At 66.0% G+C, this 12,751-nt stretch carries 19 protein-coding genes; 14 read left to right on the forward strand and 5 right to left on the reverse strand.

Annotated elements, in window-relative coordinates; all coding sequences use genetic code 11:
* Positions 1–4 precede the first annotated feature (4 nt).
* From AC5P53_RS14630 to AC5P53_RS14640, 3 genes are all read right to left on the reverse strand, one after another.
* Positions 5–574 (reverse strand): cysteine hydrolase family protein, encoded by a 570-nt coding sequence (locus AC5P53_RS14630; protein ID WP_241886846.1) that lies wholly within the window; start codon positions 572–574, stop codon positions 5–7.
* A gap of 3 nt (positions 575–577) precedes the next feature.
* Positions 578–1,216: a DUF6766 family protein gene (locus AC5P53_RS14635; RefSeq protein ID WP_014647188.1), complete on the reverse strand. Its 639-nt coding sequence runs from the start codon at positions 1,214–1,216 to the stop codon at positions 578–580.
* A 100-nt stretch (positions 1,217–1,316) separates the two neighbouring features.
* Complete coding sequence (locus AC5P53_RS14640; RefSeq protein ID WP_014647187.1) at positions 1,317–1,505, reverse strand: hypothetical protein; 189 nt, start codon at positions 1,503–1,505, stop codon at positions 1,317–1,319.
* A 148-nt stretch (positions 1,506–1,653) separates the two neighbouring features.
* On the opposite strand from AC5P53_RS14640, the gene AC5P53_RS14645 reads away from it, so the two are divergent.
* The 8 genes from AC5P53_RS14645 (at position 1,654) to AC5P53_RS14680 (ending at position 7,473) form a co-directional block, all read left to right on the forward strand.
* On the forward strand, positions 1,654–2,817 hold the full coding sequence (locus tag AC5P53_RS14645) for a zinc-dependent alcohol dehydrogenase (protein ID WP_075076914.1): 1,164 nt from the start codon (positions 1,654–1,656) through the stop codon (positions 2,815–2,817).
* 10 nt (positions 2,818–2,827) lie between these two features.
* Entirely contained in the window at positions 2,828–3,331 is a 504-nt protein-coding gene (locus AC5P53_RS14650) for a hypothetical protein (RefSeq protein WP_014647185.1), read from the forward strand.
* A 102-nt stretch (positions 3,332–3,433) separates the two neighbouring features.
* Entirely contained in the window at positions 3,434–4,375 is a 942-nt protein-coding gene (locus AC5P53_RS14655; protein WP_241886845.1) for an acyl-CoA dehydrogenase, read from the forward strand.
* Positions 4,363–5,121: a PIG-L family deacetylase gene (locus AC5P53_RS14660; RefSeq protein WP_241886844.1), complete on the forward strand. Its 759-nt coding sequence runs from the start codon at positions 4,363–4,365 to the stop codon at positions 5,119–5,121. Before AC5P53_RS14655 ends, AC5P53_RS14660 begins: the two co-directional genes overlap by 13 nt.
* Positions 5,118–5,705, forward strand: a complete 588-nt coding sequence (locus AC5P53_RS14665; protein ID WP_032955967.1) for a class I SAM-dependent DNA methyltransferase — start codon at positions 5,118–5,120, stop codon at positions 5,703–5,705. Before AC5P53_RS14660 ends, AC5P53_RS14665 begins: the two co-directional genes overlap by 4 nt.
* Positions 5,702–6,427 (forward strand): glycosyltransferase family 2 protein, encoded by a 726-nt coding sequence (locus AC5P53_RS14670; RefSeq protein WP_046430710.1) that lies wholly within the window; start codon positions 5,702–5,704, stop codon positions 6,425–6,427. Before AC5P53_RS14665 ends, AC5P53_RS14670 begins: the two co-directional genes overlap by 4 nt.
* An 83-nt stretch (positions 6,428–6,510) precedes the next feature.
* Complete coding sequence (locus AC5P53_RS14675; RefSeq protein WP_126412222.1) at positions 6,511–6,939, forward strand: BLUF domain-containing protein; 429 nt, start codon at positions 6,511–6,513, stop codon at positions 6,937–6,939.
* Between the two features lie 135 nt (positions 6,940–7,074).
* Entirely contained in the window at positions 7,075–7,473 is a 399-nt protein-coding gene (locus tag AC5P53_RS14680) for a BLUF domain-containing protein (protein ID WP_032955963.1), read from the forward strand.
* Between the two features lie 16 nt (positions 7,474–7,489).
* On the opposite strand, the gene AC5P53_RS14685 is transcribed toward AC5P53_RS14680, so the two are convergent.
* A complete protein-coding gene (locus tag AC5P53_RS14685) occupies positions 7,490–7,882 on the reverse strand; it encodes a response regulator (RefSeq protein WP_241886843.1) in 393 nt (130 codons plus the stop codon).
* A 207-nt stretch (positions 7,883–8,089) separates the two neighbouring features.
* On the opposite strand from AC5P53_RS14685, the gene AC5P53_RS14690 reads away from it, so the two are divergent.
* The 3 genes from AC5P53_RS14690 (at position 8,090) to AC5P53_RS14700 (ending at position 10,060) form a co-directional block, all read left to right on the forward strand.
* Complete coding sequence (locus tag AC5P53_RS14690) at positions 8,090–8,434, forward strand: hypothetical protein (protein ID WP_100450505.1); 345 nt, start codon at positions 8,090–8,092, stop codon at positions 8,432–8,434.
* Between the two features lie 159 nt (positions 8,435–8,593).
* Positions 8,594–9,115 carry a ferritin-like domain-containing protein gene (locus AC5P53_RS14695; protein WP_046430683.1) on the forward strand — a complete coding sequence of 174 codons (522 nt, stop codon included), beginning with the start codon at positions 8,594–8,596 and terminating at the stop codon, positions 9,113–9,115.
* 36 nt (positions 9,116–9,151) lie between these two features.
* Positions 9,152–10,060, forward strand: a complete 909-nt coding sequence (locus AC5P53_RS14700; protein ID WP_241886841.1) for a manganese catalase family protein — start codon at positions 9,152–9,154, stop codon at positions 10,058–10,060.
* A 100-nt stretch (positions 10,061–10,160) separates the two neighbouring features.
* On the opposite strand, the gene AC5P53_RS14705 is transcribed toward AC5P53_RS14700, so the two are convergent.
* Complete coding sequence (locus AC5P53_RS14705; RefSeq protein ID WP_241886840.1) at positions 10,161–10,484, reverse strand: KGG domain-containing protein; 324 nt, start codon at positions 10,482–10,484, stop codon at positions 10,161–10,163.
* 303 nt (positions 10,485–10,787) lie between these two features.
* Here AC5P53_RS14705 and AC5P53_RS14710 point away from each other — a divergent pair, with 303 nt between their 5' ends.
* From AC5P53_RS14710 to AC5P53_RS14720, 3 genes are read left to right on the forward strand one after another with little or no spacing between them, the layout of a single operon-like run.
* The gene (locus AC5P53_RS14710) at positions 10,788–11,255 is read left to right on the forward strand and encodes a BLUF domain-containing protein (protein WP_049439727.1); all 468 of its coding nucleotides are present in this window, start codon (positions 10,788–10,790) and stop codon (positions 11,253–11,255) included.
* Positions 11,252–12,019, forward strand: coding sequence for a DUF72 domain-containing protein (locus AC5P53_RS14715; protein ID WP_241886839.1), 768 nt, complete (start codon positions 11,252–11,254; stop codon positions 12,017–12,019). The genes AC5P53_RS14710 and AC5P53_RS14715 overlap by 4 nt, the downstream gene beginning before the upstream one ends.
* Complete coding sequence (locus AC5P53_RS14720; RefSeq protein WP_142234732.1) at positions 12,012–12,746, forward strand: DNA-formamidopyrimidine glycosylase family protein; 735 nt, start codon at positions 12,012–12,014, stop codon at positions 12,744–12,746. Before AC5P53_RS14715 ends, AC5P53_RS14720 begins: the two co-directional genes overlap by 8 nt.
* Positions 12,747–12,751: the final 5 nt, after the last annotated feature.

A 12,751-nucleotide genomic window follows, 5' to 3' on the forward strand; every position in this document is an offset into this window, starting at 1 on the left:
GCCTTCAGCGCCCTCCTGCTTCCTGCCCAGAGACAAGCGAAGAAAGCCGCGCGATCCGGGCTGCACCCGAATCAGCCAGCAGCGCCAGTGCGCGCCGCTTCCGGGATGGCAGCCCCGCCACGACCTCCGATGCCAGCACGACGTCGAACTCTCTGGCGTTGGCATCCAGCGCGGTGGCCAGAACGCACGAATCGGCCGTCATGCCACTCAGGCACAGGCGGCGCACGCCCAGTTTGGCCAGCAGAATCGGCAAGGGACTGGCCAGGAACGCCGAGTGCTTGGGCTTGAGCACGAAGTAATGACCGGGCAAGGGCGAGAGAAGGCTGGCAATTCGTCCCGCCGGACCGCCGTCGCGCCGGCACTGTTCCACCTGCTGGCGGAAATCGCGCTTCCAATCCGAGAAATTGTCATTGGCGTAGATGACCGGCCACCCGCGTTCGTCGAAGCGATCCCTCAGGCGCCGGATCTGCCGGGCCGCCCGCTCTGCCGCGGGCGCCAGCTCCTGCGCGCCCGGGAAATCGAAACGGCTGAACATGTCGATGATCAGCAAGGCCGTCGACGGATCATCTGCCATGGTTCAATCTCCTGTCTGGGTATGCGGCGCCTCGACCGGCTTGGACTGCGGCGAATCTTTCTGGCGCAGGAAGATCGTCAGCACCACCAGAGACAGCACGGCCAGGAACTCGCTTTGCCAGTTCTGCATGGATTCGAACCAGAATGTGCTGCTGGCGAGGTGCTCCACAAAGCCTGGTGGCGGCAATCCCTTCAACTGCTGTTCGGCCTCCTCGGCGCGCCAGCTTCCCAATGCATGCAACGTAAAGCTGAACAGGAACAACAGCCCGAACGCAATCGCCAGCGAATGACCGTAAAGAACCTTCCACAGGCCACCGCGCCTGACCGGCCAGGGCGTGCGGCCGGGTTCGATGCGATTCTGTTCCTGCGCGGGGTCCAGCGGCCGCGATTCGGCCGAACCGCGCTGGCGCAGGCTGACCGTCAGCAGAACGTACATCCCCATCTGCAGGAATTCGCTCTCCCAGTTCTCGAACGTAGCGCTGACGAAGTGCCCGGTAGCCAGGTAGTGCGAGAAATCGATCGGCATGCGTCCGTGCTCGACCAGTTCCTGGTTGTGCACGTGATGCCCCGCAACTGCCTGCCCCACAATGAACACCAACGTGAGCGCAAGCAGCACCAGCGAGAGACCGTTGCGTTTCCACATGCAAGACCTCGTTGAGGCTGCTCCAAAGACCGTCCATGAAGCTTGCGCCGACAAAGAGCCATGCCTCGTGATTGCTGCGCATCCGGAATGTGAGGCGGACTCAACGCTTCCCCGTCGGATCGGGATCAGGGCGCTCGTAGTCCTCCGGTACCGCCTTGGGGCCATCGCCGTCGTCGGGCATGTCGTGCTCCTTCCATCTGGCTCGATCATTGCGCCGTTTGTCCGGCGTGTGCGCCTTTGACTGATCGTCCACATCCGTCGTTGGATTGAAGGGCAGTTTGTCGTTCATGGGCAGCTCCTGCGGCGAGAGAGTGAAGCCTGCGGCGCGCCGGGTTAACGCCACGACGCTGCAGAATGAACGCCGCGCACACCGGGATGTCACTGCAGCCGGATGGCGGCCTTGCGATGCTGAAGGCCCGAGCTCCTGGAGCAGCACGATGCAGGCATTGACCTATCACGGCCGCAGGGATGTGCGCGTCGAGACTGTGCCCGACCCGGTACTGGCGGCGGATGACGATCTGATACTGCGGGTGACCGCCACCGCCATCTGCGGTTCAGACCTGCACCTCTACCGCGGCAAGATTCCTGATCTGCACGATGGCGATGTACTGGGCCACGAATTCATGGGCGTGGTGGAAGAGGTCGGCAGCGGCGTGACCCAGGTGAAGCCGGGCGATCGCGTGGTGATTCCCTTCGTGATCGCCTGTGGCGAGTGTTTCCACTGCAGGCTGGCCGAATATGCCGCATGCGAGACCACAAATCCTGGCAAGGGCGCGGCGCTCAACCAGAAAGGGCTGCTGCCTCCAGCTGCTTTGTTCGGATACAGCCATCTGTATGGCGGCGTAGCCGGTGGCCAAGCCGAATTCGTACGCGTGCCGAAGGCCAACGTGGGCCCGTTGCGCATTCCGGAAGGCGTGGCCGATGAGCAGGTGCTGTTCCTGTCTGACATTCTCCCGACCGGCTATCAGGCCGCGCTGAACGCGGGTGTGAAGCCCGGCTCGACGGTGGCCATCTTCGGCGCCGGTCCGGTTGGGCTGATGAGCGCGGCCTGTTGCCGACTGCTGGGAGCAGAGACCATCTTCATGGTCGACCACCTCCGTTACCGCCTGGACTATGCACGCCGTGCTTACGGCGTGACCCCCATCGACTTCAAGGAGATAGAAGACCCGGCCGATTACATCCTTGCCCAGACCAGTGGGCGGGGCGTAGACGCCTGCATCGAGGCCGTAGGCTTCGAGGCCGAGGGCAGTGCGTTGGAGTCAGCGTTGACCGCTGTAAAGCTGGAAGGCAGCAGTGGCGTGGCGATACGGCAATGCATCGCGGCAACGCGCCGTGGCGGCGTGGTCAGCATTCCAGGCGTCTATGCCGGCTTCATCCATGGTTTTCTGCTGGGTGATGCGTTCGACAAAGGACTGACATTCAAGATGGGCCAGACCCATGTGCAGGGGCTGATGCCGGAACTGCTCGACGCAATCATGGAAGGAAAGCTGGATCCGGGTGACATCATCTCGCACCGGATGCGCCTGGCCGACGCTGCGCAGGGCTACGCGATATTCGATGCCAAGGATGACGACTGCCGCAAGATCGTGCTGACACCCTGAGCATGCTGCCATGAGCGCGATTGCCGCCGGTGTCTACGCACTGTGGCTGGCTGCCGGCTGGCTGGACTTCCATTTTCACCGGCGGACCGACCTTCCACACACCTCCGCGATGCGCGAAAGCCTGTTGCATGGGGTGCAGTTGCTGCTGATCGGCAGCGGGGTGCTCGCATGGCTCCTGCTGGAGAACACGCTGTCGCTCGTCACGTTTCTGGCACTTCTGGTCCTCGCGCATGCAATCGCCGGCTACTTCGACACCGTCAGCGCGGACGGCAGACGACGCATCAGCCCGGCAGAGCAGCATGTGCACAGCGTGCTCGATGCCGCGCCGTGGGTCCTGCTGGGCTGGGTGGGCTGGCAGGTCCACCCCCGGTGGTCGCTCGAAGTGAAGCCTGCAGCACCGGGCGTCTGGTGGCTGGTCCTGCTGCCGGCGCTGGGCGTGGTCGTGCTGCCATGGTTGTGGGAGCTGCTGCAGTGCCTGCGCGCACGACGGCAGCGCGGGCAAGCGAGCGCGTGAGGATGATCGCGCAGAGAATTCATGCGCCGGCTACGCCTCCCAGACAGTGATGCGACCGCTTGCGGCCTACGTTCGACATGTCTCTTCATTTCAGACCCCTTCATGCAGCATGTGACGTCGCCATCCCCGCTGGAGGGCCGCGCTCGCGAGGTAGTGGTCCAGCGGCCCGACCTGCCATTGCCCGGAAGCGGCCTCACGCTGCAGCGCTGGCAGGCGCTGGCGGCATGGGGGGCGGAAGACCTGTGCCTGGCCAAAGTCCTTGAGGCGCACTACGACGCCCAGGCGATCATTGCCGAACTGAACGCGCCCGCCCTGGCTGAAGGCCAGCTACTGGCGGTCTGGGCCGCGGAAGGTCCAGCCAACACACTCCGCTTCGATGCCCACGGCCAGCTCCATGGTGACAAGCCCTGGTGTTCCGGCAGCGCGTGGGTGGATGCGGCATTGGTAACCGTCCGCAACGCGCAGGGCGTGTGGCTGTGCCAGGTCGCGGCGAAACACTGGCGCACGCTTGCAGATGAGCCCTGGCCGGCCGTTGGCATGGCCGGCGTTCCGTCCACCACGGTGCGGTTCGACGGCGCACCGATGGCGCTTCTGGGAACGCGCGATGAGTACCTGCAGCGACCGGGTTTCTGGCACGGCGGTGCGGGCATCGCGGCAGTCTGGTTCGGCGCGGCGGCCGCCTTGGCCGAGCGCATGCGGCCAGCCTGCACCGAGGGAAATCGCGCGCGATTACTGGGTGAAGTGGACCTCGCCTTGGGCCCGGCGGCGGCGCTGCTTCGCGAAGTGGCGGCACGCATCGACGCCGCGCCGGAATCGGCGCACCGCGAAGAGGTCGTGCGCCTGCGCTGCGTGGTCGAGCGCGCGGCGACGCGTGTCCTGGATCTGGCGGGGCGCGCACTGGGCCCGGCGCCGATGTGCCTGGAGGATGCCCACGCCCGTCGCTGCGCGGACCTGACCGTGTTCCTTCGGCAGAACCACGCAGATCGCGATTGGGAATGGCTGGGCGGCCAGCGGGCGAGCCAGGAGGCGACATGGGCGCTGTAGCCAGGACACCCCTGCAGGGGGAAGGAACGCAGGAGCAGGCATGGCTGCGCTGCGATTGGCTGTGGCAGCGGCCGGCAACATCGGCCAATGCCCTGTGCGCCGGCCATGATCGCGTCGTGGTGGTCGCACCCCATCCAGACGACGAGATCCTCGGCTGTGGTGGACTGCTCCGTCACGCTGCGGAGCAGGGCATGGAGGTACGCGTCGTCGCCGTGACTGATGGCGAAGCGTGCTATCCGGACGAGCACTGGTGGACGCCAGAACGCCTGCGCTCGGCGCGACGCGCCGAGCTTGCCGCAGCGCTGGGCGAACTCGGTATCCGGCCTGGATCCGCGTTTCATCTCGGCATCGCCGACGGCGCGGTCAGTGCGCACGAACAGGGCCTGGAAGACTGGCTGCAGCAGCACCTCCAGCCGAGCGACCTGGTCCTGGCACCCTTGCGCTTTGATGGGCATCCCGATCATGAAGCCGCAGGGCGTGCTGCCTGCAGGGCGGTGCGGGCAGTGGGCTGCCGACGCCTGGAGTACCCGGTGTGGGGCTGGCACTGGCTTGACCCCGCCTGCGCACACATGGCGTGGGAGGTTCCCAGGCTGATCGACATTTCAGCAGTGGCTGCCGCAAAACGAAACGCCATCGCGCACTTCCGGACCCAGACCGGCGAGGTGCCGGAACTGAACAGCCCGCCGGTGCTGCCCGCACATGTACTGACCCGATTCTTCCGGAACTACGAGGTATTCCTGGCATGAGCGCGCAACCGTACTTCGATGAACTGCATGAGCAGGAGGATCCCTTCGGCTATCGCAGCCGGTGGTATGAAGAACGCAAGCGTGCGCTGCTGCTGGCCAGCCTGAGCCAGCGCCAGTTCATTCGGGGCTGGGAGCTGGGATGCTCCAACGGCGTGCTGACCGAGGCCTTGGCCGCCCGCTGCGAGCGCCTGCTGGCCACCGACATCAGCCCACGCGCAGCGTTCCGGGCCCGCCGCAACCTGGCCCACCTGCCGCATGTGCAGGTCCATTGCGCCAGCCATCCCGAGCAATGGCCGCCGGGCCGCTTCGACCTGATCGTCTGCGGGGAAATGGGCTACTACCTGGGTGCAGCAGCGCTGCACGAGCTGCGCGCCGGCATCGATTCGGCCCTTCGCGACGACGGACTGCTGGTCGCCTGCCATTGGTTGCCTTCGTTCCATGGGCGCGCAAGTCGCACCGACGTCGTGCATCGGTGCCTTGGCCAAGGCCTGCACGAAGCCTTCCACTATCGTGATGCGGACTTCGTGCTGCAGGGCTGGACGCGCAGCGCACTATCGCTGGCCCGCAACGAGGGCCTGCGATGATCGGCATCCTGGTTCCGGCCCATGACGAGGCAGCCAGCGTGGAGCGCTGCCTGCAATCGATCCGAAGGGCAGCCCTGCATCCCGGGCTGCACGGCGAAGCAGTGCAGGTGGTGGTTGCACTGGACAGCTGCTCGGATGCCACCGCGTCCATCTGCCAGCAGCAGCGGGTCGATACGGTGCGCCTGGAAGCACGCTGCGTCGGCGTTGCCAGGGCAGCGGCCGCCGCTGAGCTGCTCGGACGCGGTGCGAGATGGCTGGCGAGCACCGATGCCGACAGCGAGGTACCTCCCGAATGGCTGGTTGCCCAGCTTGAGGGCCGGTGCGACGCCTTCTGCGGACTGGTGGACATAGCAACCACCTCCAGGACGGAGAAGCGCCTGCGACGCGCGTTCCAGAAACGGCAGCAGTGGGGCGACGATCATGGGCGCATCCACGGTGCCAATTTCGGCGTCTCCGCCCAGGCCTATCTGGCGGCAGGGGGATTTGCTCCCCTGCGCTGTGGAGAGGATGTTGCACTGGTGAGGAGGCTGCAACGCCTCGGCGCTGACGTAAGGTGGGCCGGCGCTCCCATCGTCATGACCAGTGCCCGCCTGGTGGGACGCGCGACCGGAGGGTTCTCGGCCTACCTGGCCGGAATGGAGGGTGCGCGCCCCGCCACGGCGGCAGATCGGCGGATGGCGGTACCTGGAAGCGCCTCGGAAACCACGCTGAATTGGGCATGATGTGATGTTTTCCCGGCTGGCGTTTACGGTTTCGCCACGATGCCCGTCCTAGAGTGAAGCGCTGGAAGAGCAGGAGTGGCACCATGCCGAATCGAGCCATCGCCTACGTCAGCGAGGCCGTCAGTGGATTCTCGCCGGAACGTCTGAAAGCGCTGATGGACGATGCCGCGCGCTTCAATCGGGGCGCAGGGGTGACCGGGGTGCTGCTGTTCGACGGCGAACGCTTCCTGCAGTACATGGAGGGCCCTGCCGATGGACTGGATGTGGCCTTCTCCCGTGTCGCCGGCGCCAGCAGTCACATCCACCTGATCGAACTTGCGCGGGGGCGTGTCGGCCAGCGGCGGCTGCCGTTCTGGCCCATGCGTTGCCTGTCCGTCACTGCAGATGAGCTGCGCGAGATCGCCTGTGCCGACTGGACCAGCTTCATCCAGCGGGCAGCGACCGGACAGGCCGATGCCACGGCGATGGACAAGCTGCTGCTGATTGTCGAGCCCTACGCAAAGGCCGCCTGAGCCGGAAACCTGTTACTGCAGTGTGCCGCAGGGGAGAGGATGGAGCGAGGCAGGTTGTGAACCGCCTCATTTGGCTCTACGGCAAGGGCAGCATCATGGAAGGGCAGGACACTTCCTGCGTCAGAAGGAATCAACGTGCCCCTCCGCGCAATCGCTTACGCAAGTGAGGCGATACCGGGGCTTTCCATGGACCCTGTGGACGACCTCGCCAGGGCCGCTGCCCGCTTCAACTTCGAAGCAGGCGTGACGGGTGTGCTTCTTTACGATGGGCACCGCTTCCTCCAGTACATCGAGGGGCCGGAAGACAGCATCAACGTGGTGTACAGCCGTATCCTCGGTGCCCGCAGCCATTGCGAACTGCTTGAGCTGGGCCGGGGCAGGGTGTCCGGCCGGTTCTTTCCCTATTGGTCGATGCGGCTGCTCTGGACCGACCCTGCCGACATCCGCAGCGTCGCTCGTGGCAACTGGAGCGGGCTCTCCCGCGGTGGTGCGCTGCGCCAGCTGGGGCAGGTGGTAGCCCCACACCTGGCGTAATCCCGGCGTCTGCCGCTCAATGCGTGGCAGGGGGCGCGCAGGCGTCTCCCACGACCTGCTGGACGGCTTCCTGCAACTGGCCGATGTGGAACGGCTTGGCCACGAAGGTTGCGCGGCGGTGGCGCAGCGGCACCAGCTGGTCATAGACCGCAGAGACGAACAGGTAGGGAATGCCGAGTTCCGCCAGTCGATCGGCCACCGGGAACACCACGCCATCGCGGAGCTCCACATCCAGAACCGCGCCATCGAAACGTTGCGTATCCAGCAGCCCCAGCGCATCGAACACGCTGTAGGCGTGGGTCACCCGGCCGCCGCCGTCTTCCAGCGCCTGTTCCATCAGTGCAGCCAGGTCGAGCTGGTCTTCAACCAGCAGCAGGTTGCACCTGCGCTGGTCCATTTCCGATTGCATGCGCGCATGCCTGTGTTGCCTTGGGAACTGCAGTGTGTGCTGTATTGCATCAACGGCGCGCGTGGGCCGTGTCAGCCCAGCGCGAAGCCGCCCCGCGCAGGTGGTCCATGCCGTAGATGCGGCGTGGAAGGCGGTGCGCCTTTTTTGACGGCGCGTTGGCGGCGGCCATGGATACTGCCGCCGTCCCCCAGCACTGGAGCCATGACCATGCCTCGATCCGCCACCGACCCCACCGCCCCCTGCGCATTGCGCGTGGAGTGCATGTCCCTGGATTGCGGCGGCGCTGCGATCGTCGTGGAGCTGGATCGCACCCCCGAACGAGCATGGATGAAGTCGCTCAAGCGCGCCCTGCAGGAGGATGACGTGCTGGAGGGTGCCCAGGCCAAGTTCGATGGCCGCTTTGTCTACGTCGTGGGCGTGGAAGGTGGCGCGCACCGTGCGCAGCACCGGGTGATCCAGGCGTTGAAGGCGTCCGCAGGCGCGCGCGCACCCGCAGCAAGCCCCCGTCGCGACGCCGGCAGCGCTGTAGTGTCCGGCGCGATGCCCGCCTGAGTTCGCGGCAGGCGTTGCCACGCAACAGCGGATGTTATGACCGCATCAGCGCCAGGTGCAGCGCGCACGCCCGCCGGCTCACGCCGGCCGACGGGGCAGTGATTGCTGCCTCGCCACCATGGTCTCCGGAGGCATGTCGCCCCACTACCGGAGACCATGATGGCAGACCAGAACACCGTCCGCAGCGAGCGCCTGCTGAAATGGCTGCAGGATGCCTACGCCATGGAGCAGGAGGCGGAGACCATGATGAAGGCCATGGCTTCGCGCATCCAGAACTATCCCCATCTTGCCGCACGCATCGGCCAGCACGTGCTGGAGACGCAGCAGCAGGCCGCCTCCCTGCGCGAGTGCATTGAAGCGCTCGGCGGAAGCGTGCCCACCGCCAAGGGGCTGTTCGCGAGCATGACCGCAGCGATCCACGCTGCCGGCAACACCCTGATGGAGGACGAGGTCGTCAAGAGCATCGGCATCTCCTTTGGCTTCGAGAACACCGAGATCGCCACCTACCGGGCGCTGGTGATCGCGGCCGAGCGGGCCGCTGCGCCGGATATCGCGGCCGTGTGCGGCCAGATCCTGCAGGAAGAGATCGCCATGGCGCGCTGGCTGGAAGAGCACCAGGACAGCCTGGTCGGCGCCTTCCTCAACCGTGACGAAACGCCTGGCGCCCAAGCCAAGCGTTGATCCCGGTCCCGCCTGCCATACACAGGAGACAGTCCCATGTTCTTCCACCACAGGAAGCTGATGTACACCGTGCGCGTGCGCGAATCCAACCCGCAGCTTGCCAGCCTCATGCTGGAACAGTTTGGCGGCCCCCAAGGCGAACTGGCGGCTGCAATGCGTTACTTCACCCAGGGACTCGGTGAATGCGATCCGGGCCGCAAGGACCTGCTGATGGACATTGCCACCGAAGAGATCAGCCACCTGGAGATCATCGGCACCATCATCGCCATGCTCAACCGCGGCCCGAAGGCCATCCAGTCCGAGGGTCTTGCCGAAGCCGAGGACATGCGGCTGCTGGGCCAGAACAGCACCAGCCATACCGAACAGATCCTGTATGGGGGCGGCCCGGCGCTGGTCAATTCCAGCGGGGTGCCGTGGACGGCGGCCTACGTCGATTCGATCGGGGAGCCCACCGCCGACCTGCGCTCGAACATCGCCGCCGAAGCCCGCGCCAAGCTGGTCTACGAACGACTGATCACGGTGACCGATGATCCAGGCATCAAGGACGCACTGCGCTTCCTGATGACGCGCGAAATCGCCCACCAGAAGTCCTTCGAAAAGGCATTGCGCAGCATCCAGCCCAACTTCCCGCCGGGCAAGCAGCCGGGTGACCCCGCCTTTACCGACCTGTACATGGACATGTCGCAGGGCGACGGCGCCGATGACCTGCTGGGCAGCTGGAACAGCGGCGAGCTGTGGGAGCGGGTCAGCGACCGCGAGGCCCAGGCCGCTGTGGACGGCGGTGACGGCAGCGCCACGGTGGGCCTGGACCCACGCGAGCAGGCGGCGGTGCAGGCCATGACCCTGCGAACGCTTTCCGATCCCGAAGCACGGCCGACAACCGGTGCCGAACTGGGCGCCGGGCCGGGCGCCGGTGCGCTCGACCTGCCGCCACGGGAGCCTTGACGCGGGACAGGCCGGGGCGGGCCTCCGCCCCACGTTTCGCGTGAAAAAAAGTGGGCGGACACGCTGTCCGCCCACATGGGGTGCAACCGGTCAGTCTCGATCAACGCTGCTGGCCACTGCGGTTGTTGTTGCCGCCACGTTCCTGCTGTTGCTGACGAGCGCCCTGGTTGCCACCCTGGTTGCCGCCGCCATGGCTGTTCTGGCCGCCTTCGCGGCCGATGTCGGCCATGTGCTGGCGATCCTGGCTCACCGCTTCGCCGCCCTTGCGACCGGCTTCGCGCGCTTCTTCAGAGCTGAATTCATGGGCGTTGCCCGACTCATGCGCGGCGCGGCCGCCCTTGGCGGCGATCTCGCGCTGCTTGTCTTCGTCCATCGAAGCGAAGCCGCGGTTGCTGCTGCCCTGGTTCTGGTTCTGGTTGGCCATGGAAAGTCTCCTTGGAGTGAGCCGCCCGATTGGCGGCAGCGACCATCTTCCAGATCCGCCGCTAGACGGCGGTGGCACCACCGCCAACGTGATGTCATGCGCAGGCACGCGCTTCCTCATGCATTCTCCACGAAAGCAAATCCATCGGCGGAAGACACGGCATGCCGGTCGTGGTGCTCGAGCCGGGTGTCAACGCAGCGCGGCGTTGGCACGTACAGGTTCAACGCCGCCTCCACGCAGGTGTCACCGCGCGTTTGATCCGCACCGCTAAGGTAGAGCCATCTGCAACAACCCGGTGCTGTCATGCCTCTTCGTGCCATTGCATATGTAAGTGAAGCCACCCGAAACCTGACTGCAGAACGGCTGCAGCAGCTTGTCGCGGACGCGATGCTGTTCAACGAGTCGGTTGATGTGACCGGCGTCCTCCTGTTCGACGGCACGCGCTTCCTGCAATACCTCGAAGGTCCGGAGGCCGGCGTCAGTGCGGCGTACACCCGCATCCTGGCGGCCGGCAGCCACAACGGTCTGGTCGAACTCAACCGGGGCAGGGTGGGGCGGCGTCAGTTCCCGCACTGGCGCATGCACAGCGTGCGCGTGGATGAGCTGGCGCTGGGAAAGATCGCGATCTCCGACTGGACCGGCTTCGTGCGCAGCGCCTCCGCGCTCGCTCCTGGCACCAGTGCGCTTGATCGACTGCAATCGGTGGCGCAGGCGCCGCCAGGCGCCGGCGATGGCCGGTTGCTGGAGCCGGACGGACCGGTGGCACGATGAGCGCAGCCAACGCCCCGGGCACGCCAGGACAGGTACGCATCGGCTGCGCAGGCTGGTCGCTGTCCCGCGCGGCGCAGACGGCGTTCGGCGCAGGCGACAGCGTACTGCAGCGCTATGCCACCCGCCTGCCGATGGTCGAGATCAATTCCTCGTTCTACCGCCCCCACCAGGCGGCGACCTACGCCCGGTGGGCGGCGAGCGTGCCCGCGGGTTTCCGCTTCGCGGTGAAACTGCCGCGCGTGATCAGCCATGAACGCCGGCTGCGCGACGCGATGCAGCCGCTGGCGCTGTTCCTTGATGGCGTGATCGCGCTGGGGGACAGGCTGGGGCCGCTGCTGCTCCAGCTGCCGCCCAGCCTGGCGTATGAGCCGGCAACCGTAAAGGCATTCCTGCACGGACTGCGCGCACGCACCTCGGTTGATGTCGCCTGCGAACCGCGCCACCCCAGTTGGTTCACTGCAGACGTCGATACGCTGCTGAGCGACCATGGCATCGCACGGGTCGCGGCTGACCCGGCCCGGGTACCGGCAGCAGCTGTCCCGGGCGGTGACCGCACGTGGAGCTACTGGCGCTGGCACGGGCAGCCGCAGATCTATCGCAGCCCCTACAGCGAACAGGCGCTGGCGGCGCTGGCCCAGCACCTGCAGCGTGAAGCCGCTGCGCAGCGCCGCGCCTGGTGCGTACTGGACAACACCGCGCTGGGCCACGCGACCGGCAACGCCCTGCACCTGCAGGCACTGCTGCAGGAGAACGCGCATGCCTGAGGGCCCGTCCATTGTCCTGCTGCGCGAAGCCGCCAGCCGCTTCAAAGGTCACGTCGTGCGCGGCGTCTCCGGCAACAGCCGCATCGATCTGTCACCGCTGCAGGGACGCAGGGTCAAGGCGGTTCGCAGCTGGGGCAAGCACTTCCTGCTGGAGTTCAGCCACCACACGCTGCGCATCCATCTGATGATGTTCGGCAGCTGGCGCATCGACGAACGGAAGCCAGCTCCTGCACGGGTGTCGCTGGCATTCGACAACGGGGAACTGAATTTCTACGCGTGTTCCGTCCGGCTGATCGACCAGCCGTTGGACGACGTCTACGACTGGCGGGCGGACGTGATGAACGACGCCTGGGATCCAAAGCTGGCCCGGCGCAAGGTGAAGGCACTGCCGGACACCCTGGTCTGTGATGCGCTTCTGGACCAGACGATCTTCGCGGGCGTCGGCAATATCATCAAGAACGAGGTGCTGTTCCGCATCCGCGTGCATCCGGCCACGCGACTGGGCGACCTGCCACCGCGCAAGCTCACCGCCCTGATCAACCAGGCCCGTGCCTACAGCTTCGACTTCATGGAATGGAAACGGCGCTTCGAATTGAAGAAGCACTGGCAGGTGCATACGCGAAAGGTGTGCCCGCTCTGCGGTGGCCCGATCAGCAAGCTGTACATGGGTACGACGCGGCGACGCACGTTCTTCTGCCCAAACGATCAGGTGCTCTACCCACCCTGAGGCCG

It is taken from the genome of Stenotrophomonas sp. YJH_SMC_82 (genome assembly GCF_059368875.1).

What these genes read in the sequence shown, in the direction of transcription:
- AC5P53_RS14660 (WP_241886844.1), top strand. Translation starts at nt 4,363, where the DNA reads ATGGGCGCTGTAGCCAGGACACCCCTGCAGGGGGAAGGAACGCAGGAG.
- AC5P53_RS14655 (WP_241886845.1), top strand. Translation starts at nt 3,434, where the DNA reads ATGCAGCATGTGACGTCGCCATCCCCGCTGGAGGGCCGCGCTCGCGAG.
- AC5P53_RS14650 (WP_014647185.1), top strand. Translation starts at nt 2,828, where the DNA reads ATGAGCGCGATTGCCGCCGGTGTCTACGCACTGTGGCTGGCTGCCGGC.
- AC5P53_RS14710 (WP_049439727.1), top strand. Translation starts at nt 10,788, where the DNA reads ATGCCTCTTCGTGCCATTGCATATGTAAGTGAAGCCACCCGAAACCTG.
- AC5P53_RS14665 (WP_032955967.1), top strand. Translation starts at nt 5,118, where the DNA reads ATGAGCGCGCAACCGTACTTCGATGAACTGCATGAGCAGGAGGATCCC.
- AC5P53_RS14635 (WP_014647188.1), bottom strand. Translation starts at nt 1,216, where the DNA reads ATGTGGAAACGCAACGGTCTCTCGCTGGTGCTGCTTGCGCTCACGTTG.
- AC5P53_RS14695 (WP_046430683.1), top strand. Translation starts at nt 8,594, where the DNA reads ATGGCAGACCAGAACACCGTCCGCAGCGAGCGCCTGCTGAAATGGCTG.
- AC5P53_RS14675 (WP_126412222.1), top strand. Translation starts at nt 6,511, where the DNA reads ATGCCGAATCGAGCCATCGCCTACGTCAGCGAGGCCGTCAGTGGATTC.
- AC5P53_RS14640 (WP_014647187.1), bottom strand. Translation starts at nt 1,505, where the DNA reads ATGAACGACAAACTGCCCTTCAATCCAACGACGGATGTGGACGATCAG.
- AC5P53_RS14720 (WP_142234732.1), top strand. Translation starts at nt 12,012, where the DNA reads ATGCCTGAGGGCCCGTCCATTGTCCTGCTGCGCGAAGCCGCCAGCCGC.
- AC5P53_RS14715 (WP_241886839.1), top strand. Translation starts at nt 11,252, where the DNA reads ATGAGCGCAGCCAACGCCCCGGGCACGCCAGGACAGGTACGCATCGGC.
- AC5P53_RS14670 (WP_046430710.1), top strand. Translation starts at nt 5,702, where the DNA reads ATGATCGGCATCCTGGTTCCGGCCCATGACGAGGCAGCCAGCGTGGAG.
- AC5P53_RS14685 (WP_241886843.1), bottom strand. Translation starts at nt 7,882, where the DNA reads ATGCAATCGGAAATGGACCAGCGCAGGTGCAACCTGCTGCTGGTTGAA.
- AC5P53_RS14705 (WP_241886840.1), bottom strand. Translation starts at nt 10,484, where the DNA reads ATGGCCAACCAGAACCAGAACCAGGGCAGCAGCAACCGCGGCTTCGCT.
- AC5P53_RS14645 (WP_075076914.1), top strand. Translation starts at nt 1,654, where the DNA reads ATGCAGGCATTGACCTATCACGGCCGCAGGGATGTGCGCGTCGAGACT.
- AC5P53_RS14630 (WP_241886846.1), bottom strand. Translation starts at nt 574, where the DNA reads ATGGCAGATGATCCGTCGACGGCCTTGCTGATCATCGACATGTTCAGC.
- AC5P53_RS14700 (WP_241886841.1), top strand. Translation starts at nt 9,152, where the DNA reads ATGTTCTTCCACCACAGGAAGCTGATGTACACCGTGCGCGTGCGCGAA.
- AC5P53_RS14690 (WP_100450505.1), top strand. Translation starts at nt 8,090, where the DNA reads ATGCCTCGATCCGCCACCGACCCCACCGCCCCCTGCGCATTGCGCGTG.